Raw genomic sequence first — 26,172 nt, forward strand, 5'->3', positions numbered from 1 at the left:
AGAATTATCGAAATTAATTATCTTGAAGAAATCAGGATTTGAATCATTAGAGGCTTTAGAAGAAGCGCTTATAAACTCAATTCTGTTAAAAGACAAAACAAAAAGTAAAAATAGTTGATAAAAAAATATATAAATTAATATGATTTAAAAGTAATTAATTTCAGTCTATTTAGGTAAATAGGGCTAGTAACAGTTCAACTACCCCTTTGTGCCGGGTGCGGCTGAAGAGGGGGATTGCTAAAAACAAATGTAGCGACGCAAGTGTTGAATGAACAAGATAGTAAACAAAGCAAATAGTAAATGGCACAATTACTGATAAATGAGACTTTGCTAGAAATAGATCACATTTTTGTCTGTCTGGGAGCAGCACCTAATAAGCTGTCTCTAGAAAAAATAGGTTTAATTTGTGGAGAGAAGATAAGTTACCATCCACAGCAAGGAACGGCTTCAAGCTTGATTTGCTTTGAAAATACTTACATTGAATTAATCTGGGTTGAAGATGAAATCAAAGCTGAGATATATGCTATGCGTTCGGGAATAGATTTTATTGCTCGTTCATATTCTCCAACAAAAATAACTTCTCCATTTGGAATTGCTCTTCATCAGAAACCGAACATTGTTCATCGGGAATATAATAATTTATCGAATAAGTTAATTAATCAATCTTCGCAATCTCCAGAGCAATTTATTAACTTTGCAGCGGCTAATCTTGCTGTTGAAACAGAACCGCTGTGTTTTATGATTCCTGAGCAAGTTTCTTTTTTAACCATATTTAATCCTCTTCTAGAAGACCACCAAAAATTAATTAATCATCCTTTGGGAATCAAAAAGCTAACAAATACTCGTATTTTCATGAGGAAAGTAGGTAATCTGACTAATCCTATTTCCATGTTAAAAACAGAGGGAATTATAGAAATTGAACAAAATTCTTTACCATTATTAGAGTTGACATTTGACTATGGTAGTCGCATGACAAGTGTTGATTTGCAATCCATTGGTATTCCGATTGTGTTGAAATATTAGTATTCAATAATTATTCAACTGATTCTAGTTTAGTTTTTTGTTATTCAGTGTAGTGTTTTTTTTTTAACAAGGCGTATTTATTTTTGTTGAATCCTTGTAAAACTGTGTTATTTTGTTGTGTTAATATTATTAAAAAAATATTTCACGAAGCAAGAAGGAAGAGGATCGAACGCTATAAGAACCCACGATTCAAATCGTGAGATTGAAATAAGGACATAAAAATTTATTGCGCTGCGCGTCTGAAAATTTTATTTTCTTTTAAACTTTGGCTTTAAACCCAGAACGCGCATTTTTTAATTATGTTCATCCTTCTTCCTCCAACATCTTTGTAAGCGTTATTTCTTCAATATAATCTCCATCAACTGGGTTACGTAGAACTTTAACGAGGCGATTTTTTAAATCTACATCCGAATATTCTTTAATCTCACATAGGGCGTAAGCTTTTCGCTTTGTATCTAAATCTTAACAACGGTACCATTCATGGTAACTTTCTGTTCACCAAGAGCGGAATTAATTAATCGAACCTTCCAAAATAAATTACGCTTCAGGACACAGGTTCATGTTAGATAAAGATATTTGGCAAAGCATTCGAGAAAAAGCAATTAACTACGGCACAGAGATGTCTCGTAAACAAACTTCTATCTCCCTACCACCATTGAACACAACGGTTTCGAGAAAACGCAAACAGATAACTTTAAACTCTGTGTCAGATAACAATTCCCAAAAGTCCGCTTGACCAAACGAGCGTAACATTAAATAATCCTCTTCCGTCTTGGATTCACGAGTATTATTTTGTTGCTCGTAATTTTTCATTTGTTGTTTTAAGTCAGTAATCGCCAAATCAATGGCGGGGTTACTAGGCAGCGACTGGAGTGTTTGCAGTTGATGTTGTAGTGTGATTAATCTTTTATCAACTGCTATATCCGTTTGTGTTCGGTTATTAACTTCCCGCACAACTTCAAAGGCATATCCCGTGAGAACTTGTGTCACTTCTTTTTTGACTATAGATTTAGCGATTGTCTTCCCGTTACTGCATCCAGCTTTGCCAAACTTCTTATACTGAGTACATTGAAACTGAAGACCTGCTTTAGTTTTAGTCATAGCGTGTCCGCAAACCCCACATTTGAATATTCCAGCCAGAATGTGGGGCTTAAATTTACGTGGGTCTTTTTTGTTAGTATGAGCGGTAATTTTCGCTAAATCCTGGTATTCGCTTTCTGTTATCAATGCTTCATGGGTTGTGTAATGCCGATCAATTTCCCCCGATTTCAATTTATAAAATGTGTGTCCTCGTATTGCAGGATTGTGCAGCCAATTACGCAAGCTGGAAGGGTACATTTTGATTTTAAAACTTTCCGCTAGCCAACGGGAAATGGAAGCAAATGAGTTCGTGTAAAATCTGTAAATTATTTCCTTGGCAATTAGCCAATCTGTTGGGTGAGGAATGCATTTACCATTTACATCCTTTGTATAACCAAACGGAGGCTTGCCAAAATATTTTAAATTGGAGCGGTAATATTCGGTTCCGTGGGAGATTCGCTCAGATAATAATCTACTCTCAAATTCTGCCAACCCCGCAATATTATTAATAGTTAACCATCCAAAAGCCGAATTTGTATCACCTAGAGGAGAATCTAAAATGGTAAGCTTAGCCCCAGCTTTTTGAAGTGTTTCTATTGTTTTATGGATGCTAATTACATTACGCCCAAGTCGATCTAGCCGCGTAACGATTATTTCTGTTGCTACTCCGTTCTTAGCTAGAGCAATTGTTTGGTTAAAGTTTTTTCTAGTGTCTTTTCTACCCGACTCGATATCATACAACACTTTATCAGCCCCAGCTTTTTCAAGTCGGCTTATTTGCTGATCAAGCGCTTCTGTATCCGCTTGCTGACGAGTTGATACGCGGGCATAGCCTATACGCATTCTAGGTTAAAGGGTTATTTTATGGAGCAAAATTATAGTACCACACCATACATGAAACTCAAACTGTAATGGGAGTTCCTAAAGATTTACCGACAGGAGTTAATAAGAAAGATTACGCCGTCTTGACAATGGCAGCAAAAGACTCAATGCCAGATTGGGCAGAAGAGGACTTTTTTACAATATAGGGAATTGGTAATTGCGAATTGGTAATTGGAGTTAAATAAATAATGACTATTGACCATCAACCATCAACTATCAACTAACAACTATGATAAAAACATTAGACATTTCGCCTTTGGGTAGGGTTGAAGGCGATTTAGATGTAAGAGTTGATATCGACGACGGACAAGTCGTCAACGCTTGGACTCACGCGGAATTGTTTCGCGGATTTGAAGTGATTTTACGCGGTAAAGACCCACAGGCTGGGTTAATTGTGACACCTCGTGTCTGCGGTATTTGCGGTGCTTCTCATTTAACTAGTGCAGCTTGGGCTTTGGATACTGCTTGGAAAACTGAAGTTCCGCGCAATGCAATTTTGGCGAGAAATATCGGTCAGATTGTAGAAACTATACAAAGTATTCCTCGCTATTTCTATGGACTGTTTGCGATCGATCTGATAAATAAAAAGTATCGGCATAGCCATTTTTATCAAGAAGCTTGTCGCCGTTTTGCACCTTTTACGGGTAAGTCTTATGAAATTGGCATAACTATTTCTGGTAAGCCCGTAGAAATTTATGCTTTATTTGGTGGACAATGGCCCCACAGCAGTTATATGGCGGAATCCTTTATATAATAGGCGTTTGAAAAGATATTAATGATGATTCCCTGGGTTTTCCTTAAATTTACACATTTCTTCTTATCCAATTTAATTATTTTCCTTAGTTTAAAGTCATTTGATTTTATCAATCATTACCTAAATTTTCCCTTGCTTTGGAATTATTGAAAACATCAGCGAAAAAATAGATTCTTTTAATTCAACCTCTAAAAGAATGCCGATCGCTATTATGTCAAATCCTCCCACTACTGCATTCGGTACTCCGAATCAGTGGGGGATTCCAAGAATCACTTATTGGACGATGTATATTTCTTTTCTCTATATAGAAATAAAAACCCGGATTTTTCTCTATATAAATACGTAATTTAGATTATTGTTGTTTTAATAATTACAACAAAATGCAGTCGGCAATCGGCAGTGGGTAAAAAGTATCAATTTAAAATGCGCGTTCTGAGTTGAAATCAGTAAAAATCAAGAATTATACAGAGGCTGAATGAGCGCGAGGTATAAAACGTCAATTTTTCATTCGCTCGAAGAGCGCGGTTCATCTCACTATGAATAAGGGTGAGTCACTACTGCCTACTGCCTACTGCCTATGAATCATCAAAACAGTTATCTTTGGAGATTTCTTAACGCAAAAGACAATTTGCCATCGTTAGATTGATATTAATATCAACAATTATGCTAATTGATTTCCTATTAAGCAACTGACTAGTACCGCTGCGCGTTCGTCAAAAGTCAAAAATATTATAGGATAAGGGTTTCAAGCATTTTAAATGGTTGCTTTATTTACGCCGTGCTGTACTAGAGTATTGGCGATCGCAATAATCACTAGTGCAGTTATCGGTCAATGCTATTCAAAATATTACAGAAATTTATCGGACACAATAACCTAAAAATCATTTTATACTAGTATACTTAATTAGGACTTACGCTGCATAAACTGCGTTTCTAGGAATTTATGCGTAAGTCCTGACTAAATATTTGTGCGATCGCCAAGATTAAGTTTGCGTTACGGGGGTATTCAAAGCTTTTTGAACCCGTATAAAAAATTGGGGTAAATATCCATAAAATCGCTGATATCGTAAAGACATGGCATCAATGGTACAGCTACCGCAATGTTCTCCAGGGGGAGGGACTGCTATCGATTGTACTACTGCATCTGAAACACCTGCCCAAGGTAAGTGTCCCGTAGGAGCTTGTAGTGAATAATTGAGTTCGGATTCATTGAGCCAGTCGCTGCTGATAAAATCGTTTTCGGTGCGAGGAACTGTGAGTTTCCAACCAACGCGATCGCGAAAAGCATTAACAGCTGCTTCGGAATTGTGGGGATGGGTTGCCATTGCTTGTTGCCAAATTTTAGCTTGAATGCTGAAACCAAATCGTCCACTGCTAGCGGCTAGCCAAGCTCGATCAATTTCTCGAATCAATTCTAAGGGAATAGTGGCAGAATTCGGACTGTAGAGGTCTTTTTGAAGTGATAATAAGCGACGGGTTTCTTTGTCCGCAGCAGCCCAGTTTTTGGATTTGAGCAACTCTTGGAGTTGGGAAATATTTGTAGTTGGAGTTTTACCGTTTTTAGTTGCAATATACTGCTCTAGCAAATTAATAATTTGGGTTTTATTCAGTTGTCGAGCCAAGTCTAGAGCCGTTTTACCCTGCTTATCTTTGATGTCAACCCTAGCATTTTTACTGAGGAATAGTGTAACTAATTCTGGTCCAAAAAAACTTTGCTCCTCTAATACTGCTTGATGCAGAGGTGTTCTACCTAAATTATCTTGAATATTTAAGTCTGCATTCGCTGCAACCAGTAGTTGAGCTACTTCCAGATTCACATCATATAGAGGGGTTTTACCTTCAACATCTTGCAAATTAACTTTTGCTTTTCGATCCAGCAGCAGTTTAATCAAAGAAGGTTGGAAACGATGCACGTGCAGCGGAGTTTGTCCCTGAGCATTGCGGAGATTCACATCAACTCCCCGATCGAGTAGGAGTTGTAGTACTGTGGGGTTAATATCCTGAGAGTGAATCACAGCCCCTTGACGATTTTGGATGGTTAGATCCGCGCCTGCTTCGATCAGTTTTTTGGCGATTTCTAGATTTGATGCTGCGTAGTGTAGTGGTGTCCAGTTTTGATTGCTGCGAGCATTTATATCCGCACCACTGCGAATCAATAGCTCGGTAATATCAGCTTTTCCTGAATTGGGAACAAGATGTAGCGGTGTCATTTGCTCCTGATTTCTAGCGTTAACCTTAGCGCCTCGATCGATCAACAGTTTGATTACAGCAGCGGTTTTCTCTCCAAAAACGTTGTGGAGTGGGGTATTACCATTCTGGTTACGGACATTCACCTTTGCTCCCTGAGCTAAAAGCGATCGCGCATTTTTCTCAGATTTTCCCACATAATGTAGGGGAGTATCTCCTTTGCCATCGCGAGCATTCACATTTACCCCTCTTTGAATTAAACGCTGAGCAAGTGCTTCATCTGTAGACAGCAAGATGTTAAGTGGTAGCCACTTTTCACCAAACATATCGCAGGGTTGATTCAAATTACCACCTTGATCGATTGCTTTACCCAAAGCTACAGATAAATCAGGAGCAGCACCAAAAGGACTAAATTTCTCCGATAATACTTTGCAAAAAGGAGAGATGGAATTAGAGGTTTTCTTTGGTACCTTAGATTCAACAGCAAATGGTATCATTACCATTGTTCCCAAAGCAGTAAGGGAAATCAGAAAAATTGTCTTGAAGAGATAACGAGATGATTTGTAGTTAAATTTCGCCATTATGATGTGATTTCCTTATTTCCTATAAAAGATTTATAAATTATTAATCCAGCTATTCCCCAAACTCCGATTGTCAGGAAAACAGACAACGCAAATCGGACATTATTAAAGGATTCAATGCGGCTTTCGGCAATCTCTCCATTTTTATAATAGTTTCTGGTGAATGCATATCCCAGGATGCCGTATTTGTGATTATATGGAACGTTGATATCCGCTCCTTGTGTGATTCCGATTAAGGTTTGCGCTCCCGTATACGGAAATTTTCCTAATAAAATATAAGTTGACAATACTGAAGTAAGTATTAATATTGCGATCACAATTGCTTTGATATTCTTACTCATGAGTAATTACCAAGTATTGATACAAACTGACATAAATAATTACGTTATGAATAAGTAAGACTTTGAGTTGAGTAATTTAGTTGCTCAACCCTACTTGGAATATCTAAGAGCGTGTTTATTAAATAAATATGTCATTCTGAGTAAAACGAAGAATCTAGGTTTTGCAGTTCCCGCTGTGTGCCTGGAAGATGGTATTCTATGCCGACAATTTCACCTTGTTCGATTCGTTGTCCGAGTTGATACTTGGGTGGTGTCCAAGATGCGGGAATGTTGATTTTGTTCATATATATTAGAAGCAAATTAAAAACGCCGTACTGTTGGTAGCTACGACGTTGGGAAAAGTTACCGAAAATAGCGTTGTGTTTACGGCACAATGCTATACCTGTAAAATCTTAGCTAGCTTGTTCTAGCTTTTCTCGACGCACCAATTCAGCATACAAAGCTTGGCAGCGCTTGGATGCACGGAAAGCTTGCCACATCAGCTTACTTCCTTCTTCCCGATTGCCAGCGTGAATCAATTCATTCCCGCGTTTGGCACAGTCAACACATTCGGAACTGATTTCTTTGATTCGGCTTTTTAACTCTTCAACTGTTTTCATTTGACAACTCCATAATTATTGCTCCTAAATTTTCGGCTTGCTCAAATATTTTGTCGGCTTGAACTCTGAGTAGCTCAGCGCTGGAGTCCAAGCCACTTTCAACTGCTTTGTCCGATGCCAAGTACAACTCAAATGCTGCGTCTTGCATCAAAATATAAGCTCGGTTTAACGCTTCTATTGTTGGTTCCATATTTAATTTTCATGGTGCGGTTAGCATGGTTGCTTGACTGTTCGCACCGCCAATTGTATGACAAAATTGATTTTATGTCATACAAAGCTGTAAAAACTTAAAGCCCGCTTCACTCCAATGAAGACGGGCTTTCCTTAACTATTCGAGAAATTAAATTATGCTGTTGCCTAAGAGTGTTGTTTTCTTCTCTTAGGCGGCTGATTCCCCCATGACTATTTCCTCTATCTTTTTCAATCTTGAGCTTAACTCTTCGACCCCAATTCTTTGATCCGGTTCGCTTAGGTATCTTTCGACTAATTCGTTTAGCACTTCCGACGTTTTTCTACCTTCCTTCTCTACTTTATTAATAAACTCCATTTTTCTGGATGTTGGCAACCGGAATATCAATCTATCGTCTGCTTTCATTTTCGTTTTTGTATGACAATGTAATTCAAGTATAGAACCACTTTCTATCACTTTCCATAAAATTGACATACAAAGTTGACAATGCATGACAATTGACATACAATTAATTCAAGCCAAAAAAATTGCGATCGCTATTCTCTAAAATATTTAAGGTTGCTGGTCAGTCCATTGCACCAAAGTTGTTATGCTGCACTAATTATCACCAGTTACATCTAAGTAACACATCCTGATTATGGCGCATATATCACTATTAACACAAGTGTTGCAAACATTAAAATGTATCCAAGTTTTACTAATTTCATCAAGCTCTGAGTCTTGATTAGACACTTGATGATTAGAATGTCCTACCACTGTTTCCTTGAATAAATTAATCACTACTCCTTTGGTTATTTCATGACTTCCGCTATCAAGATGAATTGCTGCAACTAGTGCTTCAAATGTTTCTGCTAAAACTGAATATTGGTTAGAAATTTCTTGTTTTTCTTCTCCTTTTCCAAAGCGAATAAATTCTGTAATTCCCATCTTTTGAAACATCTGTGCCAGATTTTTTCGATTTTCAAGCTTACTCTTTTCCTCTGTGATCGACCCAGGGCTATTTTTACCCTCGTCAATGAGCATCTCAACTAAGATTAGCTTTAAAACTGCGTCCCCAAGAGTCCGATAAACTTCTTGATCTTCACAATTTCGACCCTGCTGCTTTTGTTCTTGTGCAAATGTCTTGCGAGTTAGCGCTCGAACGAGTAAATCCTGATTTTTGAAGGTATAACCCAAACGCTGCCCAACATATGAAACATTAGCTGACATATTTTCAGTTCTCATTTTTTAATCTACCTATTTATAAAAATCTTCGTTTATTTAACTTGGATATAGCATCAACAGCCGCCTGTTTTTCTGCATCTTTCTTACTACTTTACCCTCACCGTAGAATTTACCATCTACATAAACCTGAGAAAAAAATTCTGGAGCATGATCTGTTCCACCTAATTTTTTTGTGTCATAATTCGGCGGACTCTTTGCCCCATTTGCCTGGACAAGTTCCTGGAACTTATTTTTTGAGTCTATATTTGAGCGTTTTACCATAACTTCTTGAGGCACAGAATCAAATGGTTGTTCCACTAAAGGACGCAGTGCTTCAATATTTCGCTTTTTATCTAAATAGTAAGCCCCAATGACTGCTTCAAAAGTGCTGCTCAGAAGATTCGGATTTTGATAACCACCATCACGGATTGCACCTTGTCCTAGTCGCATTCTAAAATCTAACCCAACTTCAACAGCAAATGTTGTCAAGAAGTAAAATTCAAAAATATCAAAAAATACAGGCTGTGACTCCCATATCCCTAAGTGCGTGGATACTGGAATGAAAAGCGATTATCGTAGTAATTCCTCTTCAAATACGTTAAATCAGTTTCCCAATCCTCAATTGCTTTACTAAAACTACTTTGATTGCGTCGTTTTGCGTTGCGAGTAAATGTAGCAATCGAGTCAACTATTTTTTTTAATCTTCTAGCGCTTTTAGGTTCACCCCACTCCTTTAAATAAGCAACGTTATCTATATTTATTAATAAAGGTTGCAAAAATACTGTATCCAGAATTTCCCAACGCTCTCTTTGTGATAAACCACTCATTCCAACTTTGTAACCATAATGTTTAAGTAGCCCTTCTTCATATTTAAAAGCATCAGTTGAGAGGTTATGCAAGCCAGAATTAGCTTCTGTTGTTGACCAATTAAATTGTGTTTCCTCTAACTGAGTTAATCTAGTTGCAATACATTTACGCAGATCGAGAGCTTTTTTACGAGAACGAAATTCTAACTCGTAATGAATCTGGTTCAAAACTTCTGTATTATCCCATTCTGAAGTAGCGATTGTTTCCAGTTCATTAGTACGGTAGTTGATATAAAGGCGTTGCTTTACTTGATTATTTTTTGTTTGGGTAACTTTAGGTAACGGAATTTGCGATACAAGGCTTACTTTTTCCGGAACATTGGGTAATGTTATTACATCAGAAATCACTGGCGAATAATTTACTTGGCTTGCACAGACAATCTCAATATCTCGCATACGCTTAAGCGCAAAGTGTCTTTTAGCGCTTCTTAGATAACAGTAGCCTTCCAAGCATAAAGTTTGTTTAACCGTCTTGAAGCTAACTGGGGTGACAGTGCGTTCGCTCTTCTCACCATCTCTTGTTTCGTAACTAAATCTTACCTTTTGACTGCTTTGAATTGCCCATTCCAACAATTTAACTTGTGGTTCAACTGACTCAGTTTCTACTTTATTCGCTGATTTAGGAAATGTTTGTGGAGGTTGATTACGGTAATTAGAGTAATTCTGCTCGCTCCCTGTAGAAGGTGATGAATGTTTAGGTTTTCTTTCTGGAAATGTTTGGGGTGATTGATATACAGTTTTTGCAGCATCGATTTTGGTTTGTTCAGCAACTTGAGCAAGATGTCTTTCGGTAATACTTACAGCATAAGAACCGATTACTGCCATAGCTAGAAATACCCAAAAAAGACGAGCGGTAAGCAACACACCAAAAACTTGCAAATGTAAATATGGATTAAAAATTTGGATAAAGTTTTGCTCTAAAAAGCTCCACTCAATTGAGATAAATAAAATTCCATTGCCCAGGTAGCCCAAACCCCAGAGGACAGTAAATATAAATTTTAACAGTTTCATAGTTATGTTTTTTCACACAGGCAGCTTACAGCATTTTTTTACACATCGGTCTCGAATAATTTTTGCAAGAAAAATTTGACTCGATGTTCTTTGTGAAAATTTACGTATTATTACTAGATGATTCCGGACACAATTAATATTTTTTTACTAAAATCTGCTTATATGCGATCGCGTTAAGAAAGCGGGTTTTGTAGTTGGGCTTTAATCCTTATTTAAATTTAAAAATAACAACGCTCAAGCGCTACTACGAACCAAAATATTTATATGTAGCTAATCTTGATAATTAGATTGTATGGAATTAGAATTTCAACCTCTCAACTTCCAATTTCAACCTCTCATTTTCCATCCGTAGCGCTAATATTTCATTTTTCTGCAATTCAATTACGGATTTTTGACTAATGACTTCCCCAAAGGCTTTTTTACGATTCTCCATTCCAAACCAGCGCTGATAAGTCTTTGTATGTTCCTCAACGGTATGACCTAAGTTATCTGCTGCGGCTTTGATGGGTATTCCCTGGAGGTGCGAGCGAATCGCGCAAGCATGACGCAAGTCGTAGGGTTGAAATTCAATGCCAACTTTTCTAAACCATCTGGATATATCTCGACGCATCCAATTGATATTTTGCACGGATGTAATTTGAGAAATTTTCCGCTCCAAAATTTTTAACGGTTGGGGATTTTTTAAATCAAATAATTCTATCCATTGGGGTACGAAAGGGATGACTTCTCGATACCCGGTTTTAGTATCTTGATCGACTTTCCAGGTACTATCTATATTTTGTGCGGATATCCACCAATTAAGATCGGGTTTGACAAATAATTCCCTTGGGCGTAAACCAAAGGTTGCTAGCATTCCATACACCCAACGCCACATTATCCAAGTATCCGTTGCATCGCAGATATTGGTATTTTTACGGTTGAGGGCAAATTTTTCAAATAGCTTGTAGGAATAAATGATTTTCTCGTCGTCGGGAATTTCTCGGAATTTGGGAGTAACGCGATCGCGCTTCACATCAAGTGAAAATCCTAACTCAAAGGTTTTGATCAACACAGAAGATACTGCAATTAGTTCGTTTTTTTTATTTCCCCTCGATGTATTAATTACTTGTTCAAAATTATGCTTTGTTGCTAAACTTGTTAAACAAAAATTTCTTTTAATTACTGATATGTAATTAGCAAAAGTATTTTGACTGGTGATAGTTTTCTGACGATTTTGATAATAATTATCCTCGAATTTATCTAATAATTCCCCAATGGTTTTTATCTGTTGTTTTTCCCGATTTCTTTCTCTAATTTTTATTCCTAAATACTTTTCGTTCCACACAAAAGTATGACGAGCGATTAATTTACCTAACTCGTAACTTTCTTCAATTGCGGTTTTGAGTCCTTCTAAATTCGCTGGTATACCCAAAGACAAATCATACTGCTTTCTACCTTTACCGGAACAGTTATAATCATCTGGTTTCAACGGTAGAGTTGCTCGTAACTGTAGAGAATTCCCAGTTTGTTTAATACTGACTCTAACTCTATCCCTTTTTAAATTAGAATTTGCTTCGACTAACTTTTGCTCAAATTTGCTCATTCCCTGTGATTACTCTGCGCTCCTCAGCGTTACCTCAGCGCTACTCTGCGTTGAAAATATATTTCTACTTATAAATTCAGATCAAAAAACAAACTGTGAGCAAATATCATTAAAGCGCGATCGCAAAGTTGCTCGCGAACGTTTTGAGCATTTCACCCGTTCCCACAGCAGTTATATGGTTCCCGGTGGAGTGATGTGCGCTCCGACATTGACTGACGTTACCCGCGCTTGGTCGATTTTGGAATATTTCCGTACCAATTGGCTCGAACCAGTTTGGTTGGGTTGTTCTTTGCAACGCTATGAAGAAATCCAAACCTATGAAGATTTTATGAACTGGCTCGATGAAAGCCCAAATCATGCTAATTCGGATTTGGGTTTTTATTGGCGTATGGGTTTGGATATTGGTTTACATAAATATGGTGGGGGTTTGGGTAAATATGTTAGCTGGGGATATTTACCTCATGAAGTGAAATATCAAAAACCCACCGTTGAAGGACGAAATGCTGCTGTAATTATGAAAAGTGGCGTTTACGATAGCTTTACTGATACTCACACTCCCATGAATCATGGTTTTGTCCGCGAAAACACCACCCATTCATGGTATGACGAAGGTACCCAAGACGTTCACCCTTACGATCGCAATACTCGACCCACCAATAACAACGTTAAGGATTTTGAAAATGCCTATTCTTGGGGAACTGCGGTAACTCACGTAGATTATGGACGTTTAGAAGCAGGTCCCTTGGCTCGTCAATTGGTAGCTGGTGGTACCCACGGCGAAACTTGGCAACATTATGATGGGTTTATCCTCGATGCTTTTAAACAAATGGGTGGTGCTAGTATTCATCTACGTCAATTAGCACGAGTCCACGAACTTGTCAAGCTTTATCGTCAAGCGGAACGTTGTTTGCGAGAATTCCGTTTGAATGACCCTTGGTACATTAAACCCAAAGAACAAGACGGACGCGGTTGGGGTGCTACAGAAGCATCAAGAGGAGCTTTGTGTCACTGGATAGATATTGAAGGTGGCAAAATTAAAAATTATCAAATCATGGCTCCTTCAACTTGGAATATCGGACCTCGTGACGGTGAAGGAAAACGCGGTCCCATCGAGGAAGCTTTAATCGGTACACCGATTTTTGACCAAACAGATCCGGTTGAAGTAGGACACGTAGCCCGTTCCTTTGATTCCTGTTTAGTATGTACCGTTCATGCTCATGATGCAAAGACGGGTGAAGAATTAGCGCGTTTTCGCACCGCTTAAAAAATAGGTAATGAAGAATTGGTTGAAAATTTTACTTGATTACATATTACCAATTACCAATTACCTATTACCAATTACCTATTACCAACATTAACCATGTCAAAACCATTACACGAATATTTTTCCAATCTTCCCGAAGAAGCACTGCAAGAGTTTACCCAGTGGTGCGTTACTCAACAAGCCAGGGAAGCAGGATACGAATTTACTCCCGATGAAACGAAGTTAGAAGATTTACCGATAGAGGATTATATTCCACAACTTGTCGGTCAATTTATGGATACGACAAGAAATGATATTAGAACTGGATTAATCGCAACATTTGCCGGAAAACAAGCCGATAACCATTCTTTATCTGGTTTACCTGCGATGGTTGATTTTATTTCCCTTTACGTTAAACATTTATTTCCTGCTGAAGGAAGTGACGAAACAGAAACAGAAGAGTTGTTAACTAAAGCATCTCAACAGCAGTTAGAGAAACTTTCTCAAATTGCTCAAGAACATAATGTCAAATTGTCGGCTTGAATACAATTCAAAATTAGACAATAAATACCTCACCTTTTCCCCTCTCCGATGCTTTGGAGAAGGGAAGGGGTGAGGTTTATTTGTAAAAACTCAATTAAAAATCGGGTTTTCAAGTCAAATTCAGTAGCTTCAACTAATAACAAAAAAATAATCAAATTAAATTAGTTATTTTCTACACTTGTATTAATCGATTAATTCGTGTTAATCATTTGACCATATATATTAGTTAAAGTCATGGTTTTATGGATTAATTTCGTAAAAGGATTGCTCCCAAAGTACTTTAAGTTCGTTTATAATGAGTCCTATAGAGTCTCGCAGCAGTAAACTAATATTAAATGCTGTTCGTGGAATTACCATCAGTAAATGTTTAAACTTTTATTAAAACGTTGACTATTTCTACTGAAGTCAGTTAAAACCGATTAAGAAATCATCACATAAAAACTGTTTGGTTTAACTCTATTGCTGTTTGACACTTTATTCTCTGCCAGGATAGAAAAATCACATATTTTACACTTCTTGGAGCAAGAGTAATTCCTTCTAAGAAGATAAATATAAAAGCTGTAAATGCTTATTATTAATAGCGTTTGCTTTAAGGTGGATTGCGGATGAGGCATTTCCCATACTTTCTGCTACATATACTTGAAAAGTATCTGACAAAAATTTTATCTGTTAATTTATGGAGGCTAAATAAAAATGTCTAATTTAATTCAAAACATCATAGCTAGTCACGAAAATATTAATTTACGTGAGTTCACTAATTTATTACGTCAATCTCAAAAGCATTATCTACTCCGTGACGATATTTTGACTATTTTTTATCAGTATTACAGCATTAATGGAGAAGATAAAAATTTATCTCGTAATTCAAATTTAAGTAAATTAATTTACTCCACTCAAGAAGTTATCTTAGACAAAGAGAGTCTTTATTTTGTGATTCGTTGCCAAATAGCGGCTCAAGAAGCTTATCGTTTGTGGTCAGATATGACTGTAGAAGCTATCAATAGCGAAGAATTATCAAACTTACGAGGTAAACTTGGCGTTAGCGATTCTTCTCAAGATGGGGAAGTGTTGGAAATTGATTTTCAATCTTTTTATGATTACTCTTCTAGTCTAAGTGGTTCAAAAAAAATTGGTAATCGAGTTGATTCCCTCAGTCGTTATCTATCAAGTAAATTATTTGACGAGCATTCCAGTAGTTGGCAAGAAACTTTGTTCAATTTCTTACGCCAGCATAAATATAATGGTCAACAGCTATTAATCAACGAACGTATCAAAAATAAATTGCAGTTATCTGAAAAGGTAAAACGAGTACTTGACCTTTTAGATAAATATCCTTCTCACACATCTTACGAAAACTTTCGCTTTGAATTACGCAGTTTTGGATTTGAACCTGGTTGGGGAAATACCGCTAGTAGAGCGCAAGAAACTCTATCATTACTAGAACAATTGATTGATTGTGCTGATCATCAAGTATTGTCCAATTTTCTTTCCCGAATTCCCATGGGTTTTAAGGTTTTAGTTACTTCAGAAGACGTTTTAGGACAAACAGATACTGATAAACAAGCAGTTTATATCCTCGACGGCGTAAAGGAATTAGAAAAACAAATCCAAGAAAATGCCAAATTAGGGGGACTTGATGTACTTGGTGCTATCAAGCCGAAAATAATTGTACTTACAGGTTTGATTCCTAATGGTAAAGGTGCTAACTGCAATCAAAGGTTAGAGAAAATAGACGATACCAATAATTGCTGGATTTTACGAGTTCCCTCTCACAAATCTCAACTGTCAACAGCTAAAAATGAGATTTCTCGGTTTGATATTTATCCATATTTGGAATCTGTTACTACTGATTCCGAACAAGAACTGTTAGCAGAGTTTCAAAGGAATTAAAATTTATCAATTGGGATGCTTTTTTTGCTCAACCGACCTTGTTTGAAGTATCTAATTTGAAAACCTTAAAACTCTAAAGAGACGTAGCATTGCTGCGTCTTTACGTTTTGGGTGTTGTTCTGAGTGCTTTCTAGTCTCAAGGTTGAGAAATAGTTTACAAACTTATATCTTGCACAGAGCCGCATAATTAGCTAAATAATAAAAAATATAAATAGAAATATAACTAACGTAAAACTGTAATATTTTTAGTCCATTTTAATAGACTTCTGCTATCAGACTGGGACTTGCAGTCCCAGGCGGGTAAAAACGAAGCCAAACAATTAGTAATTATTTTAACAATAGGTTTTTATGATGCAATTTATGAAAAAAAAACCATATTTTTGTAAATATGTATACTTTAAAATCAATCTATTAATGATATCAAAAGTATTTTTGAGTTTTTTATTTCAAAATAGAAAAAAATCTCTAAAAATATGTAGAATAGGAAAACGAAAACAAACGCCGTACTCTTCAAAAATTGTCGTCAATTTTTGTACAGCTCTGCAAACAAAGCGTAAATCTGTCTGTTTAATTACAAATCCATATTCTCTGAATTATTCTGGCAGCAAAGAATTTACCGATAAGGATAATCAGAATTAGAAAAGATGACTATAAATGACGAATCACCAAACAAACCTCACAATCATTGGTTGCGGCAACCTTAATCGCAATGATGATGCTGTAGGTGTAATTATTGCTCAACGCCTACAGCAATATCTTGCCACATATCCTCATCCTCACGTGAAAATTTACGACTGCGGAACCGCAGGGACGGAAGTCATGTTTAAAGCAAGAGGTAGTAAACACCTAATAATTATTGATGCGAGTTCGACAAATTCCGAACCAGGTGCTGTATTTAAACTTCCAGGGGAAGAATTAGAAGCAATACCAGAACCCAGTTATAATTTACATGATTTTCGCTGGGATAACGCAATCGCTGCCGGAAAAAAAATCTTTAAAGATGATTTTCCCATCGGTGTGACGGTTTATTTAATTGAAGCCGCAAATCTTGATTTTGGTTGGGAGTTGAGTGCTGCTGTAAAGCATTCTGCCGATTTCGTGTTTGAACAAATTAAGACAATTATTGGACATAATCTAGAGTCTGACACTAATGTTTTAAGCTGAGTCTTCTCGATAAACAGATAATTCATCTACCCTCATTTCAAAAGGTATTCCTTGATTGACAGGGGGACAAATGCGAATTTTAGCGCTGCTCGCAATATTATTCAATAATGATGCCATTGGTACCATTCTTTGTAATACCCGCCAGTTGGTCACTTGGTCGGGACACTCGATTACCAAAACCATTGCAGAGGTTTGGGTAGTCACATACCACCGACAAACCGATAGTAAATCGCGAATTTTGCGATCGCAATTATCGTAAAAGAACTTACTTAGAGATTTCTCCAACTGCTGACGTAGTACAATATCTGCTGATGATGGCTGAAACGGTCCCAAATCATCATTCTGAAAGAAATACTTATTGTTCATGTCTTCTTCCGTGTAATTTTTCTTGCAAACTTCAATCACAATACCACAAACAGTAAATTGATTTGTAGCTAAATATTCTAGTTTTTTGTTATTATAAATTACTGCCAGATCAGCCATAATTTAAAACAAATCAAAACAAAAAAATTAGCTAAATATATATTTAGCTGGAGAATATTTACACCACATCTAATAGTTCCACAACTATTATAATCACATACAAGCAATAATGTTAGTATATGATAGTTGAAAAAAAATTGCTTTAATCTATAGATAACCTATATGAAGATTAATCTTACTTTCCTTAACTAAATCCTTACCTTCGCACAGAAAAACGTTCTATTTTGGACATAGTTGATAATAGATATTGATGATTATATCTCCGTTCTAAATGCTGAAACAAGAAAGGTAATGTAGTTAGAAGCAAAGGATTATTCATCCCCCAAGACTTTTAGGTCTTGTACTCCACAGGTAGTAATTGTACTTGCATATTGTCCGTTATCCAAAAAGCAACATCTCACGCTTGGGGTATCTATATTTTGAGCTAGACCTATAATAAACACAATAAATAAAAAAAAAGCAGCCACTGATACTTTTATGTTGTAATATATAAAACATTTACTCTTTATAAATGGTTTTGTAAACTAAAATACAAGAATTATTCCTAATAGAGATAATTTAATGTGAATACCCAGCGTTCCAGCATTCGCTATGATTATGAATCCTCGATTACTATTTCCTCAGAAAAGAAGCTGTAAAACCTTAATTTTCCGTGAAGTAAGAAGTGGAGTTTTGATAAATATTTTCTGATCTTAGGAATATTTATATCTTAAAAACTCGACTTCTGTGTAAATTTAAGATTGATTTATATTTCTTTATATAACATTATTTTTTTGTACCAGTTTACTTATCGGAAATTCAACGTCCGATTAACGCTACACCCGGACAACTATTATTACAATTAAATACTTTGGTCTATCGTTAGCAATTCCCTGTCAATTTTGCCACAACCAATCTGTTTATATTTGAAAAAATTCACAGAAAATTCCAGATTTATAAATAAAGAAATTAGTAGTGCATCCATTTTGAAAAGTTTTCTCTAGTTTTGTCTATTGCTCTATCCCATCTTTAAATTCAGATTTATCAAAGGGGAAAAATACACCTAATGCTTTGACAATAACTAAATCATGTAGTGTTCAATTTTAAGCCATCACTTTTATAGAGTTCAGTTCCCAATTTACCCTATAGTTTGTTGAAATATGAATGTCAGAAGCAGTTGGTCGCCAACCGTAGACAAAATAATTATCAATACTATCAAGAAGTAAAGCTAAGTTAGTCGCATAGAGTCCCGTCTTGCTACTATTTTGAACAATTGGAATTTGACTTATTGGTTGATATGGACCAGTAATAGTATTTGCAACATAATGGTATAAGCAAGAATCATTAATATCGGGATTACCTACTTCTTCTAACCACTCTGGATTAATAGCATGTTTCCATGTGGAAAAGAAAAGGTGATACTTGCCATTTTTGTAAATTACTTGAGGACGTTCCATTTCATAAGAAAAGAAATGTAATCCTTTACCAATCAATGGAACACTGACAGGGGGTAATAATTGGTAAGGACCAATTATTTTATCTGCCATCGCTAAACCAATACAACCTCGATAATGACTTTTGTCAGAGTGTTTCATAAATCCACTCATAAACATATAGTATTTTTCGGTTTGATTGTCTTTAACAATATAAGGATCGCGCCATTGAAAATGGTCATAATATTCACCAAACCAGTCTCGTTTGTAAGTATCATAATAAGGATTGTCTGGGTTCGGTTTAAGAAATTCCTTTTCTGAATAACGTTGCCAATGTACACCATCCTGAGAAGTTGCTAGACCAATCGCTTCATTCATCACATCTTTACCATTTCCTGCACCAGAATAAAAAAGATAGTAAATTCCATCTTCTTTATATGTACAACCAGCACAAATTCTTCCCGAATCCCAGTTTCCTTCAGAACTTGGTTTCAATATCGCGTTAAAAGCTTGCCAATGTTTTAAATCTGTGGAAAATGCACTGTGAATTTCACTAGTTTTCCACCACCAAGGTCCCTTATCAGGGGAATAAAGAAAAAATAATCTATATCCTCCATCATCTTTTAGTAACCAAGGATCGGCAAATGTTTGGGAATTAACAAATTTTTGATAAAATCGATCGGCAAGTTGTGCTGCTTTGGGGATAGACTGAAGATAACAATAATAATTAGGAATCATCTTGAGGATTATTTTGCTTAAATTGACTCAGACAATATATCAATTTATACCTTAAAATATCTACGAATAAATGTCGAAAATTGATGAATTTTAGATGAAGACATGACATTTTTAAGTTAGTTTTTTATCTTTTTCAAGGAAAATTACTGTAAACAAATATATATAGGAATCCTATTTGATTTTTAAATAAGTCGTAAGGATTAGGGAACAGGGAATAGGGAACAGTTAAGTGTGCGGCAAATTTTTAATTAGGATTCCTATATAGAACTTAGGCGTTGCTGATTTAAGGTATGAATCCCGTTTTGTCATCCTGAATGGAGCAACGCGGAATCAAGCATCTGCCGAGATTCTGAGGCTTCGCCACGCCAAGGCGAACGCTCCACTATGTCCCGAAAGGGACACGCTGCGCTAACGTTGCGCTCAGAATGACAATTCATACTATGATTCAGCAACGCCAGAACTTACTATAGGAATCCTAATTGAATATTGAAAATTTGCAGTACACTTAACTGTTAAGAGTTCCCGAACGAACTACTCCCGAACGAACTAGTCCTTACAACTTATTCAAAAATCAAAAAGGATTCCTATATATAACTAATCATTAACAAAATATTCTTACGGAGTATTTAATTAATGGTACAAATACTTAGGTTAATAACAGTCAAGAATAATTGATTAATCGTGAATAAAAGTAAAAAATGCTGATGTAAATAATGCGATTTTGATAAAGTGAATAAGCTTAAAATTATTCAACCAAAATATCATCATGAAAATTAGCGCTCGCAATCACTTAAAAGGAACTGTCAAAAAAATTGTCCCCGGAGTTGTTAATACTGAGGTAACTTTAGAAATAGCACCAGGAGTAGAAGTAGTTTCTATTATTACAAAATCATCAGCAGACCAAATGCGTCTTTCTTTAGGAAAAGAAGCTTATGTTGTAGTCAAAGCAACAGATGTAATGATTGGCATAGATTAAAAAAAAGCGGCTTGCTATGATGGCAAGTCGCTATATAAATTAAAAGTTGAGCAATTAACAATTAGCAATTATCAATTACACCAAATAAGGTTCTTGATGAGTTTTAATTGTGCAGTTAGAGCGGGGATAGGAGACGCAAAGTAAGGCAAATCCTTTAGACATTTGTTCGTCATCTAAAAAGATTTGATCGGATTGATCTATTTCACCTTCAACTACTTTACCAACACAGCTTGAGCAAGAGCCAGAAGAGCAACTGAAAGGTAATTCGATTCCTGCTTCTTCTGCTGCTTCTAAGATAGTAGTTTCTTCGTCAACTTCTATTGTGGTGTCTAAATCTTCCTTTTTATTAATCAATCTAACTTCGTAACTAGCCATGTCTCTGTTCTCCTCAAACGACGTATAAGTTCTGATTAGTTGATAGTTGATAGTTGACAGTTGACAGTTGACAGTTGATAGTTATTTATTACCAATTTATAACCACTAACCATCATCCGCTAACCACTATCAACTAACCACTAACTACTATCAACTAACTATTTGCAAGGTACACCATCGGGTGTACAATCACCTGCTTGAAATGACTTACCACAACCGCAGGTATCGGTTGCATTGGGATTAGTAAACTTAAAGCCGCTTTCCATCATTCCTTCGATAAAATCGATTACCATCCCTTGCAATAACGGCGCACTTTTAGCATCAACATAAATTGTGATGTCGTCTTGTTGAACCACTAAATCGTCATCACTCAGTTTACTGGTGATGTTCATTGCATATTCGTAGCCGTTACAACCACCATCTTTTACAGAGACACGGATACCTTTAGCTTTTTGGTTTTTATCTGTTGCTGTTTCTTGTAAAAACGAACTTAGGCGTTGTGCTGCTTTTTCTGTCAAACTAATGGTCATGGTGTTCCTCCGTGTTTCTAGATAATGGTTGTTTTTGCTTAGGGAATGAAAATTGATCAGATGATGATGTCCGAATTGCCTGGGCTTGTATCGACATCCTTTGAGATGTAGAAGTTAGGATTTGTAGTTACCAGTAGTTTCCAGAGGTTGGGACTGCGAATATCTCCAAGGTGCATTATTACCGCATACCGGACATTCGCGATCGCGATAAGAACGACGTTTGGCAAAGTCCATTCTGGTAAAATCGATTGTTAGTAACTGTGACAATAAAGGCTGACTAAATCCGGTAATTAACTTAATAGCTTCCAAAGCTGCTAGACAAGCTAGAGTACCTGAAACTACACCTAGAACTGAAAATGCACGTCTATCCCAATCGGGTTTTTCTGGAAATAGACATGAGAGACAGGGAGTTACACCGGGAATAATTGTAGTTAGATAAGCCTCCATTGAATCCATTGCTGCTTCTACCATTGGCTTACGCCACCGAACACAAGCTTCATTTAATAGGTTACGCTCTGTAAAGTTGTGAGCGCAGTCTAAAGCCATATCGGCTCTTTGGACTAATGAGTCTACATTATCCGGATTGATGTAATCGTGAATCGCTTCTATCTCAATATCAGGATTGATAGCTTGGAGGGTTTCTTTAGCTTTAAATACCCTTGGCTTTCCTACCCAATCATGAGTCATGAGAATTTGACGATTCATATCATCAAGCCGTAAGTCACCTCCTCTAACCAGGATTAATCGTCCTACACCTGCAACCGCGAGGTAAAGTGCAGCAGTACCGCCTAATCCTCCAACACCCGTAACCAGAACCGTAGCTGACTTTAAACGCTTTTGTGCCAATTCACCGAAACTAGGAAGCGTCATTTGGCGACGATAGCGTTCCAACTCGGTAGGTGTTAGGTTTACCACTTTATTACCTCCTAATCCGAATCAATTTCTGTCAGCTTGACTACATTTTTTGGTTTCTGGTGAAACACTTTGAAAAGTTTTTCTTGTTGGGGTGTTGACTCTATAAATACCTGATAAGCTTTCTCTAATGCTTCCCGATATTTACTTAATCTTTCTGAATCATTAAGTTGCGAATTATCAGCATCAATTTCCTTGATATATTTAGAAAACTTTTGCAAAATGTGCAGACGATTTACATTGACCATTTTTTGGTCATATGGTATTTGAAAAAACTTCAAATAATCTTCTGCATTTACCAATGTATTAAATTCTGATAAACTACCAGTCATTGGTCTTTCTCCATCTTTTTCACTTGTTGTTTAAGTTCATTTAATTGACAATATATTTTATAAGTAGCTTCAGCCACATTCATAAGATTTTCATAATCTGTAGGTAAACCTTCTGCCAAATCATGTAAATCCATTTTCATTTGACCTGCTTTACTATTAAGACGCTTTATCTTTGTTTTTAACTCTTCAATATTTGTATTGGTTGTTTCTTCCTTCTGAGCCATAGACATCTCCGCTCTATTTAATCAGTTAACAGTTAACAGTAATCAGTAAACAGTAAGCAAACAATAAATTTCCGTCGGTAATTGACTAGAGCTATAACTGATATTTAATCAGTTAACAGTTAACAGTAAACAGTAAGCAAACAATAAATTTCCGTCGGTAATTGACTAGAGCTATAACTGATATTTAATCAGTTAACAGTTAACAGTAAACAGTAAGCAAACAATAAATTTCCGTCGGTAATTGACTAGAGCTATAACTGATATTTAATCAGTTAACAGTTAACAGTAAACAGTAAGCAAACAATAAATTTCCGTCGGTAATTGACTAGAGCTATAACTGATGCACCTTGTTATGAAAAACCCGGTTTTTCCTCACTATTTAGTTTGAATTATTTTTAAATTCAATAAGGTTCACATAGAGATTGTTTGTGATTTTTTCGCTTGTTTTTACAGATAATTTTGATTATCTCAAGCGTATTTTGTTCAAACCAAACAATATTTTGGTAAAAGCCGGGTTTTCTGAGATAATTTAAATCAGTGAACAGTGAAGCGCGCAGCGTGACGCGGCAGCGTCATACAGTGAACAGTTATCAAGGCGTATGGTGGGGGACTTAAACCCGCTTTTGTCAACGTGACTGATAACTGATAACTGATAACTGGTAACTGTTAAAGTTCTCCTACTTCGGGAAAACGTCGAGCTAATTCAACGCCTTTTTGTACTAAAGTTTCTCCTTCTTCTGCTAATTTCTCGAAAGAATTAAAGCCGAAACGATGAACATCCCGCAAAGTCTTTTTAACTAACAAAAGACGACCAGAAAATACCAAAACCCATCCGAATCCTTCATGATTCAAATCAGATACAACCTGCGATAGCAAACCAGTTTCCTGTTCGATGCGAATTGCTATAGCACGGTAAAAAGCATTAATCCGCGATATTGTCATCGGGTTAACATCACCCTCAACGGAAATTTCACGCTTCTTTTGTTTGCTAACAATGTAGGGTTTAATGATTAAATCGTCCGACCATTTACGATAAGTACCGTAAGTATCTAAACCGCGAATTTGCTGGACTAATGCCTTAATAAAAGGAGAAGTTAAGACATCGCTTGTTGCTGTACCATTTACATTATTACTTGTATTCATACTGTTACATCCTCTTCTAATTCATCTTCAAAGTTACGGTCTTTTTGTTGTAAAGCTTTACGCAACCAAGGTGGAGGACTTCCTTTAAGAGTTTGCACCAAACGTTCCAAAACATCTTTAATTTCATCTTGCTCGGAACGCGCTTTTACCGGAGTTACACCCTTTTTAATTAATCGAGCCGCAGCGCTACCTCCAATCGCCGAAACATAAACAATTGTGCAATCTTCTAAGGCTTGAAGTTTTGGTACTAATTTATCTTCGTTACCATCTTCTTTCAGTTCACCCCCGAAGGAAAGAGTTTCTAAAAACTCATAACCTTGGTCAGAAATTTTATAAACATCAATCACTTTTGCCCATCCAAAATGAGCATTAATATGAACGTTATCGCTTGTCGTAAAGGCAATTTTCATGTTCATTACTCCTTTTTAAAGGTCAAAGGTCAAAGGTTAAAGGTCAAAGATTAAAAATTAATCACTCCTAACTCCTAACTCCTAACTCCTAACTCCTAACTCCTAACTTTAATTAATGCTTTACACTCATTTCCTCTTGTTCTAAAAAGAGGTTGCCAATGTCAAACATAATTTGCATCGTTCCTCGATAGCCAACCTTAGTAAATTGACCAATACCTAAACGGTCAAAGATAGGAATACCTTGGCGATAAAGAGGAATATTTAGGCTTCGAGCAATTGTCGCTACCTGAGAGTTACCAATTAATAAGTCAGAACCCACTGCAACTTGTTCAAAATCTTCCAAGTCACCAATAATAACTTTTTCTAGGGGAAGTTTTTCTAAGTTAGGAGAACGTGTAGTTGTGACTGCGGATTGAATTTCTGCTCCCATTGATTGCAAAAAGTTAACTGTTGACCATAGCAAATCGGGTTCTAACGCTAAGGATACCTGCTTGCGACCAAAGAAAAAGTGAGTGTCGAGCATCGCGTCTTGTAATTGACGACGTTGACGACGATATTTTTCGGGAACTCTAACACCACTAACGTCTGATAATGCTTGTAAAAAGTTATCTACAGCATCCAATCCAGTCAGTTCCCCGAATAATTCATAGGGAATAGTAAATCTTTTATCCAAAATCTCCGCAGCACCCCGCATACTCTCACCGATCGCGATCGTAAAAGCCGAACTGCCCATTTTACGCAGTTGTGCCAAAGTTGTACCACCACCCGTTATCGGACTGTAAGAATCATCTAGATGACCATCTAAAGAGGCGGAAAGGTCGGGTACAACAATCGGGATTAATCCAAAAGCTGTAACAATCTCTTTAATCTCTTGTAAATCCCCTGGGGTAAAAGCTGAACTTATCAATAAATTTATCTGTTGCGGTCTAATTTCACCTTTTTGAGGAAGTTCTTTAACCATGCTTTCCACGGCTGCGGCATATCCATCTTGTAATGCTCCTTTAAAATCTGGTGAGGAGACTAACAATATTGGTAATTCGTTTAATTGAGGATGATTTATCCGAAATTCTCTGAGGATTGCTTCCATATCATCCCCTCTAGTTTCCGTCAGCCCGGTGGTACACAGACCAATAATTTCAGGTTTTACTTTTTCTACCAGAGTCAGAATTGCCTGTTCAACGTTATCCTCTCCACCCAAAATAGTGGAGACTTCCGTCATTGCAGTAGTAGAAAGGGGAATGCTTTCGCGGAAATGCCGTACCAATACCACTTTAACGAAAGCGGTACATCCTTGCGAACCGTGGAGCAACGGTATCATACCTTTCAATCCTAAAAAGGCTAAAGCCGCACCTAATGTTTGACTTTGTTTGAGAGGATTTACTATAACTGGTTTATTTGGAATCGCGACAATAGCCATTGTTAAAGGTTAAAGGTTAAAGGTTAAAGGTTAAAGGTTTAAGGTCAAAGGTTAAAGGTTTAAGGTCAAAGGTTAAAGGTC

General features: G+C 36.6%; 28 protein-coding genes. 7 read left to right on the forward strand and 21 right to left on the reverse strand.

Annotated features, from left to right (window positions below; translation table 11 throughout):
- Positions 1 to 300 precede the first annotated feature (300 nt).
- Positions 301 to 1,023: a VOC family protein gene (locus IQ247_RS09435; protein WP_193919273.1), complete on the forward strand. Its 723-nt coding sequence runs from the start codon at positions 301 to 303 to the stop codon at positions 1,021 to 1,023.
- A gap of 606 nt (positions 1,024 to 1,629) precedes the next feature.
- Here the strand turns inward: IQ247_RS09435 and xisF are convergent.
- A complete protein-coding gene (gene xisF, locus IQ247_RS09445; RefSeq protein WP_193919275.1) occupies positions 1,630 to 2,946 on the reverse strand; it encodes a fdxN element excision recombinase XisF in 1,317 nt (438 codons plus the stop codon).
- A gap of 268 nt (positions 2,947 to 3,214) precedes the next feature.
- Between xisF and IQ247_RS09455 the strand changes: the two genes are divergently transcribed.
- A complete protein-coding gene (locus tag IQ247_RS09455) occupies positions 3,215 to 3,739 on the forward strand; it encodes a nickel-dependent hydrogenase large subunit (protein WP_193919277.1) in 525 nt (174 codons plus the stop codon).
- 983 nt (positions 3,740 to 4,722) lie between these two features.
- Here the strand turns inward: IQ247_RS09455 and IQ247_RS09460 are convergent.
- The 10 genes from IQ247_RS09460 to IQ247_RS09505 all read right to left on the reverse strand — a co-directional run bounded on the left by IQ247_RS09460 (position 4,723) and on the right by IQ247_RS09505 (position 12,299).
- Positions 4,723 to 6,507, reverse strand: a complete 1,785-nt coding sequence (locus tag IQ247_RS09460) for an ankyrin repeat domain-containing protein (RefSeq protein WP_193919278.1) — start codon at positions 6,505 to 6,507, stop codon at positions 4,723 to 4,725.
- Complete coding sequence (locus tag IQ247_RS09465; protein ID WP_193919280.1) at positions 6,507 to 6,848, reverse strand: hypothetical protein; 342 nt, start codon at positions 6,846 to 6,848, stop codon at positions 6,507 to 6,509. The genes IQ247_RS09460 and IQ247_RS09465 overlap by 1 nt, the downstream gene beginning before the upstream one ends.
- A gap of 131 nt (positions 6,849 to 6,979) precedes the next feature.
- Positions 6,980 to 7,132, reverse strand: a complete 153-nt coding sequence (locus IQ247_RS09470) for a hypothetical protein (RefSeq protein ID WP_193919282.1) — start codon at positions 7,130 to 7,132, stop codon at positions 6,980 to 6,982.
- Positions 7,133 to 7,240: 108 nt separating this feature from the next.
- Entirely contained in the window at positions 7,241 to 7,447 is a 207-nt protein-coding gene (locus IQ247_RS09475; RefSeq protein WP_193919284.1) for a phosphoheptose isomerase family protein, read from the reverse strand.
- Entirely contained in the window at positions 7,434 to 7,637 is a 204-nt protein-coding gene (locus IQ247_RS09480) for a hypothetical protein (RefSeq protein WP_193919286.1), read from the reverse strand. The genes IQ247_RS09475 and IQ247_RS09480 overlap by 14 nt, the downstream gene beginning before the upstream one ends.
- Before the next feature lie 189 nt (positions 7,638 to 7,826).
- Positions 7,827 to 8,141, reverse strand: a complete 315-nt coding sequence (locus tag IQ247_RS09485; RefSeq protein ID WP_193919288.1) for a hypothetical protein — start codon at positions 8,139 to 8,141, stop codon at positions 7,827 to 7,829.
- A gap of 93 nt (positions 8,142 to 8,234) precedes the next feature.
- Positions 8,235 to 8,861 carry a ribonuclease III domain-containing protein gene (locus IQ247_RS09490; RefSeq protein ID WP_228059603.1) on the reverse strand — a complete coding sequence of 209 codons (627 nt, stop codon included), beginning with the start codon at positions 8,859 to 8,861 and terminating at the stop codon, positions 8,235 to 8,237.
- A gap of 36 nt (positions 8,862 to 8,897) precedes the next feature.
- The gene (locus IQ247_RS09495; RefSeq protein WP_228059604.1) at positions 8,898 to 9,290 is read right to left on the reverse strand and encodes a putative dsRNA-binding protein; all 393 of its coding nucleotides are present in this window, start codon (positions 9,288 to 9,290) and stop codon (positions 8,898 to 8,900) included.
- Between the two features lie 89 nt (positions 9,291 to 9,379).
- A complete protein-coding gene (locus IQ247_RS09500; protein WP_193919290.1) occupies positions 9,380 to 10,717 on the reverse strand; it encodes a helix-turn-helix transcriptional regulator in 1,338 nt (445 codons plus the stop codon).
- 298 nt (positions 10,718 to 11,015) lie between these two features.
- Positions 11,016 to 12,299, reverse strand: coding sequence for a site-specific integrase (locus IQ247_RS09505; protein WP_193919292.1), 1,284 nt, complete (start codon positions 12,297 to 12,299; stop codon positions 11,016 to 11,018).
- Here IQ247_RS09505 and IQ247_RS09510 point away from each other — a divergent pair.
- From IQ247_RS09510 to IQ247_RS09525, 4 genes are all read left to right on the forward strand, one after another.
- Positions 12,292 to 13,563, forward strand: a complete 1,272-nt coding sequence (locus tag IQ247_RS09510; RefSeq protein WP_228059605.1) for a nickel-dependent hydrogenase large subunit — start codon at positions 12,292 to 12,294, stop codon at positions 13,561 to 13,563. The genes IQ247_RS09505 and IQ247_RS09510 overlap by 8 nt on opposite strands.
- A gap of 96 nt (positions 13,564 to 13,659) precedes the next feature.
- On the forward strand, positions 13,660 to 14,085 hold the full coding sequence (locus tag IQ247_RS09515) for a hypothetical protein (RefSeq protein ID WP_193919294.1): 426 nt from the start codon (positions 13,660 to 13,662) through the stop codon (positions 14,083 to 14,085).
- Positions 14,086 to 14,778: 693 nt separating this feature from the next.
- Positions 14,779 to 15,975: a glycosyltransferase family protein gene (locus tag IQ247_RS09520; RefSeq protein WP_193919296.1), complete on the forward strand. Its 1,197-nt coding sequence runs from the start codon at positions 14,779 to 14,781 to the stop codon at positions 15,973 to 15,975.
- Between the two features lie 654 nt (positions 15,976 to 16,629).
- A complete protein-coding gene (locus tag IQ247_RS09525) occupies positions 16,630 to 17,139 on the forward strand; it encodes a hydrogenase maturation protease (RefSeq protein WP_193919298.1) in 510 nt (169 codons plus the stop codon).
- Here the strand turns inward: IQ247_RS09525 and IQ247_RS09530 are convergent.
- Together IQ247_RS09530 and IQ247_RS09535 are read right to left on the reverse strand one after the other, a co-directional pair.
- Complete coding sequence (locus IQ247_RS09530) at positions 17,131 to 17,622, reverse strand: hypothetical protein (protein ID WP_228059606.1); 492 nt, start codon at positions 17,620 to 17,622, stop codon at positions 17,131 to 17,133. The two genes, IQ247_RS09525 and IQ247_RS09530, sit on opposite strands and share 9 nt — an antisense overlap.
- Positions 17,623 to 18,704: 1,082 nt before the next feature.
- On the reverse strand, positions 18,705 to 19,772 hold the full coding sequence (locus IQ247_RS09535; protein ID WP_193919300.1) for a glycoside hydrolase family 68 protein: 1,068 nt from the start codon (positions 19,770 to 19,772) through the stop codon (positions 18,705 to 18,707).
- A gap of 766 nt (positions 19,773 to 20,538) precedes the next feature.
- On the opposite strand from IQ247_RS09535, the gene IQ247_RS09540 reads away from it, so the two are divergent.
- On the forward strand, positions 20,539 to 20,748 hold the full coding sequence (locus IQ247_RS09540) for a TOBE domain-containing protein (protein WP_193919302.1): 210 nt from the start codon (positions 20,539 to 20,541) through the stop codon (positions 20,746 to 20,748).
- 75 nt (positions 20,749 to 20,823) lie between these two features.
- Here IQ247_RS09540 and IQ247_RS09545 read toward each other — a convergent pair whose 3' ends face one another.
- The 8 genes from IQ247_RS09545 to nifN all read right to left on the reverse strand — a co-directional run bounded on the left by IQ247_RS09545 (position 20,824) and on the right by nifN (position 26,091).
- The gene (locus tag IQ247_RS09545) at positions 20,824 to 21,123 is read right to left on the reverse strand and encodes a 2Fe-2S iron-sulfur cluster-binding protein (protein ID WP_193919304.1); all 300 of its coding nucleotides are present in this window, start codon (positions 21,121 to 21,123) and stop codon (positions 20,824 to 20,826) included.
- A gap of 158 nt (positions 21,124 to 21,281) precedes the next feature.
- Positions 21,282 to 21,653, reverse strand: coding sequence for a HesB/IscA family protein (locus IQ247_RS09550; RefSeq protein WP_193919307.1), 372 nt, complete (start codon positions 21,651 to 21,653; stop codon positions 21,282 to 21,284).
- A 114-nt stretch (positions 21,654 to 21,767) separates the two neighbouring features.
- Positions 21,768 to 22,568, reverse strand: coding sequence for a HesA/MoeB/ThiF family protein (locus tag IQ247_RS09555; RefSeq protein ID WP_193919309.1), 801 nt, complete (start codon positions 22,566 to 22,568; stop codon positions 21,768 to 21,770).
- Positions 22,569 to 22,579: 11 nt separating this feature from the next.
- Positions 22,580 to 22,897, reverse strand: a complete 318-nt coding sequence (gene nifW / locus IQ247_RS09560) for a nitrogenase-stabilizing/protective protein NifW (RefSeq protein WP_193919311.1) — start codon at positions 22,895 to 22,897, stop codon at positions 22,580 to 22,582.
- Positions 22,894 to 23,121, reverse strand: a complete 228-nt coding sequence (locus tag IQ247_RS09565) for a CCE_0567 family metalloprotein (protein WP_193919313.1) — start codon at positions 23,119 to 23,121, stop codon at positions 22,894 to 22,896. The genes nifW and IQ247_RS09565 overlap by 4 nt, the downstream gene beginning before the upstream one ends.
- A 666-nt stretch (positions 23,122 to 23,787) precedes the next feature.
- Positions 23,788 to 24,264, reverse strand: coding sequence for a NifX-associated nitrogen fixation protein (locus tag IQ247_RS09570; protein ID WP_193919315.1), 477 nt, complete (start codon positions 24,262 to 24,264; stop codon positions 23,788 to 23,790).
- The gene (nifX, locus tag IQ247_RS09575; protein ID WP_193919317.1) at positions 24,261 to 24,674 is read right to left on the reverse strand and encodes a nitrogen fixation protein NifX; all 414 of its coding nucleotides are present in this window, start codon (positions 24,672 to 24,674) and stop codon (positions 24,261 to 24,263) included. The genes IQ247_RS09570 and nifX overlap by 4 nt, the downstream gene beginning before the upstream one ends.
- Positions 24,675 to 24,786: 112 nt before the next feature.
- The gene (nifN, locus tag IQ247_RS09580; RefSeq protein ID WP_193919319.1) at positions 24,787 to 26,091 is read right to left on the reverse strand and encodes a nitrogenase iron-molybdenum cofactor biosynthesis protein NifN; all 1,305 of its coding nucleotides are present in this window, start codon (positions 26,089 to 26,091) and stop codon (positions 24,787 to 24,789) included.
- Positions 26,092 to 26,172: the final 81 nt, after the last annotated feature.

Origin of the sequence: Plectonema cf. radiosum LEGE 06105 (genome assembly GCF_015207665.1) — a bacterium.
GTDB classification, from domain to species: domain Bacteria; phylum Cyanobacteriota; class Cyanobacteriia; order Cyanobacteriales; family Nostocaceae; genus Rivularia; species Rivularia radiosa_A.

Bases quoted from the DNA above. Each gene is read 5' to 3' on its own strand.
- IQ247_RS09435 (WP_193919273.1), top strand. From the start codon at position 301: ATGGCACAATTACTGATAAATGAGACTTTGCTAGAAATAGATCACATT.
- xisF (WP_193919275.1), bottom strand. From the start codon at position 2,946: ATGCGTATAGGCTATGCCCGCGTATCAACTCGTCAGCAAGCGGATACA.
- IQ247_RS09455 (WP_193919277.1), top strand. From the start codon at position 3,215: ATGATAAAAACATTAGACATTTCGCCTTTGGGTAGGGTTGAAGGCGAT.
- IQ247_RS09460 (WP_193919278.1), bottom strand. From the start codon at position 6,507: ATGGCGAAATTTAACTACAAATCATCTCGTTATCTCTTCAAGACAATT.
- IQ247_RS09465 (WP_193919280.1), bottom strand. From the start codon at position 6,848: ATGAGTAAGAATATCAAAGCAATTGTGATCGCAATATTAATACTTACT.
- IQ247_RS09470 (WP_193919282.1), bottom strand. From the start codon at position 7,132: ATGAACAAAATCAACATTCCCGCATCTTGGACACCACCCAAGTATCAA.
- IQ247_RS09475 (WP_193919284.1), bottom strand. From the start codon at position 7,447: ATGAAAACAGTTGAAGAGTTAAAAAGCCGAATCAAAGAAATCAGTTCC.
- IQ247_RS09480 (WP_193919286.1), bottom strand. From the start codon at position 7,637: ATGGAACCAACAATAGAAGCGTTAAACCGAGCTTATATTTTGATGCAA.
- IQ247_RS09485 (WP_193919288.1), bottom strand. From the start codon at position 8,141: ATGTCAATTGTCATGCATTGTCAACTTTGTATGTCAATTTTATGGAAA.
- IQ247_RS09490 (WP_228059603.1), bottom strand. From the start codon at position 8,861: ATGAGAACTGAAAATATGTCAGCTAATGTTTCATATGTTGGGCAGCGT.
- IQ247_RS09495 (WP_228059604.1), bottom strand. From the start codon at position 9,290: ATGCGACTAGGACAAGGTGCAATCCGTGATGGTGGTTATCAAAATCCG.
- IQ247_RS09500 (WP_193919290.1), bottom strand. From the start codon at position 10,717: ATGAAACTGTTAAAATTTATATTTACTGTCCTCTGGGGTTTGGGCTAC.
- IQ247_RS09505 (WP_193919292.1), bottom strand. From the start codon at position 12,299: ATGAGCAAATTTGAGCAAAAGTTAGTCGAAGCAAATTCTAATTTAAAA.
- IQ247_RS09515 (WP_193919294.1), top strand. From the start codon at position 13,660: ATGTCAAAACCATTACACGAATATTTTTCCAATCTTCCCGAAGAAGCA.
- IQ247_RS09520 (WP_193919296.1), top strand. From the start codon at position 14,779: ATGTCTAATTTAATTCAAAACATCATAGCTAGTCACGAAAATATTAAT.
- IQ247_RS09525 (WP_193919298.1), top strand. From the start codon at position 16,630: ATGACGAATCACCAAACAAACCTCACAATCATTGGTTGCGGCAACCTT.
- IQ247_RS09530 (WP_228059606.1), bottom strand. From the start codon at position 17,622: ATGGCTGATCTGGCAGTAATTTATAATAACAAAAAACTAGAATATTTA.
- IQ247_RS09535 (WP_193919300.1), bottom strand. From the start codon at position 19,772: ATGATTCCTAATTATTATTGTTATCTTCAGTCTATCCCCAAAGCAGCA.
- IQ247_RS09540 (WP_193919302.1), top strand. From the start codon at position 20,539: ATGAAAATTAGCGCTCGCAATCACTTAAAAGGAACTGTCAAAAAAATT.
- IQ247_RS09545 (WP_193919304.1), bottom strand. From the start codon at position 21,123: ATGGCTAGTTACGAAGTTAGATTGATTAATAAAAAGGAAGATTTAGAC.
- IQ247_RS09550 (WP_193919307.1), bottom strand. From the start codon at position 21,653: ATGACCATTAGTTTGACAGAAAAAGCAGCACAACGCCTAAGTTCGTTT.
- nifW (WP_193919311.1), bottom strand. From the start codon at position 22,897: ATGACTGGTAGTTTATCAGAATTTAATACATTGGTAAATGCAGAAGAT.
- IQ247_RS09565 (WP_193919313.1), bottom strand. From the start codon at position 23,121: ATGGCTCAGAAGGAAGAAACAACCAATACAAATATTGAAGAGTTAAAA.
- IQ247_RS09570 (WP_193919315.1), bottom strand. From the start codon at position 24,264: ATGAATACAAGTAATAATGTAAATGGTACAGCAACAAGCGATGTCTTA.
- nifX (WP_193919317.1), bottom strand. From the start codon at position 24,674: ATGAAAATTGCCTTTACGACAAGCGATAACGTTCATATTAATGCTCAT.
- nifN (WP_193919319.1), bottom strand. From the start codon at position 26,091: ATGGCTATTGTCGCGATTCCAAATAAACCAGTTATAGTAAATCCTCTC.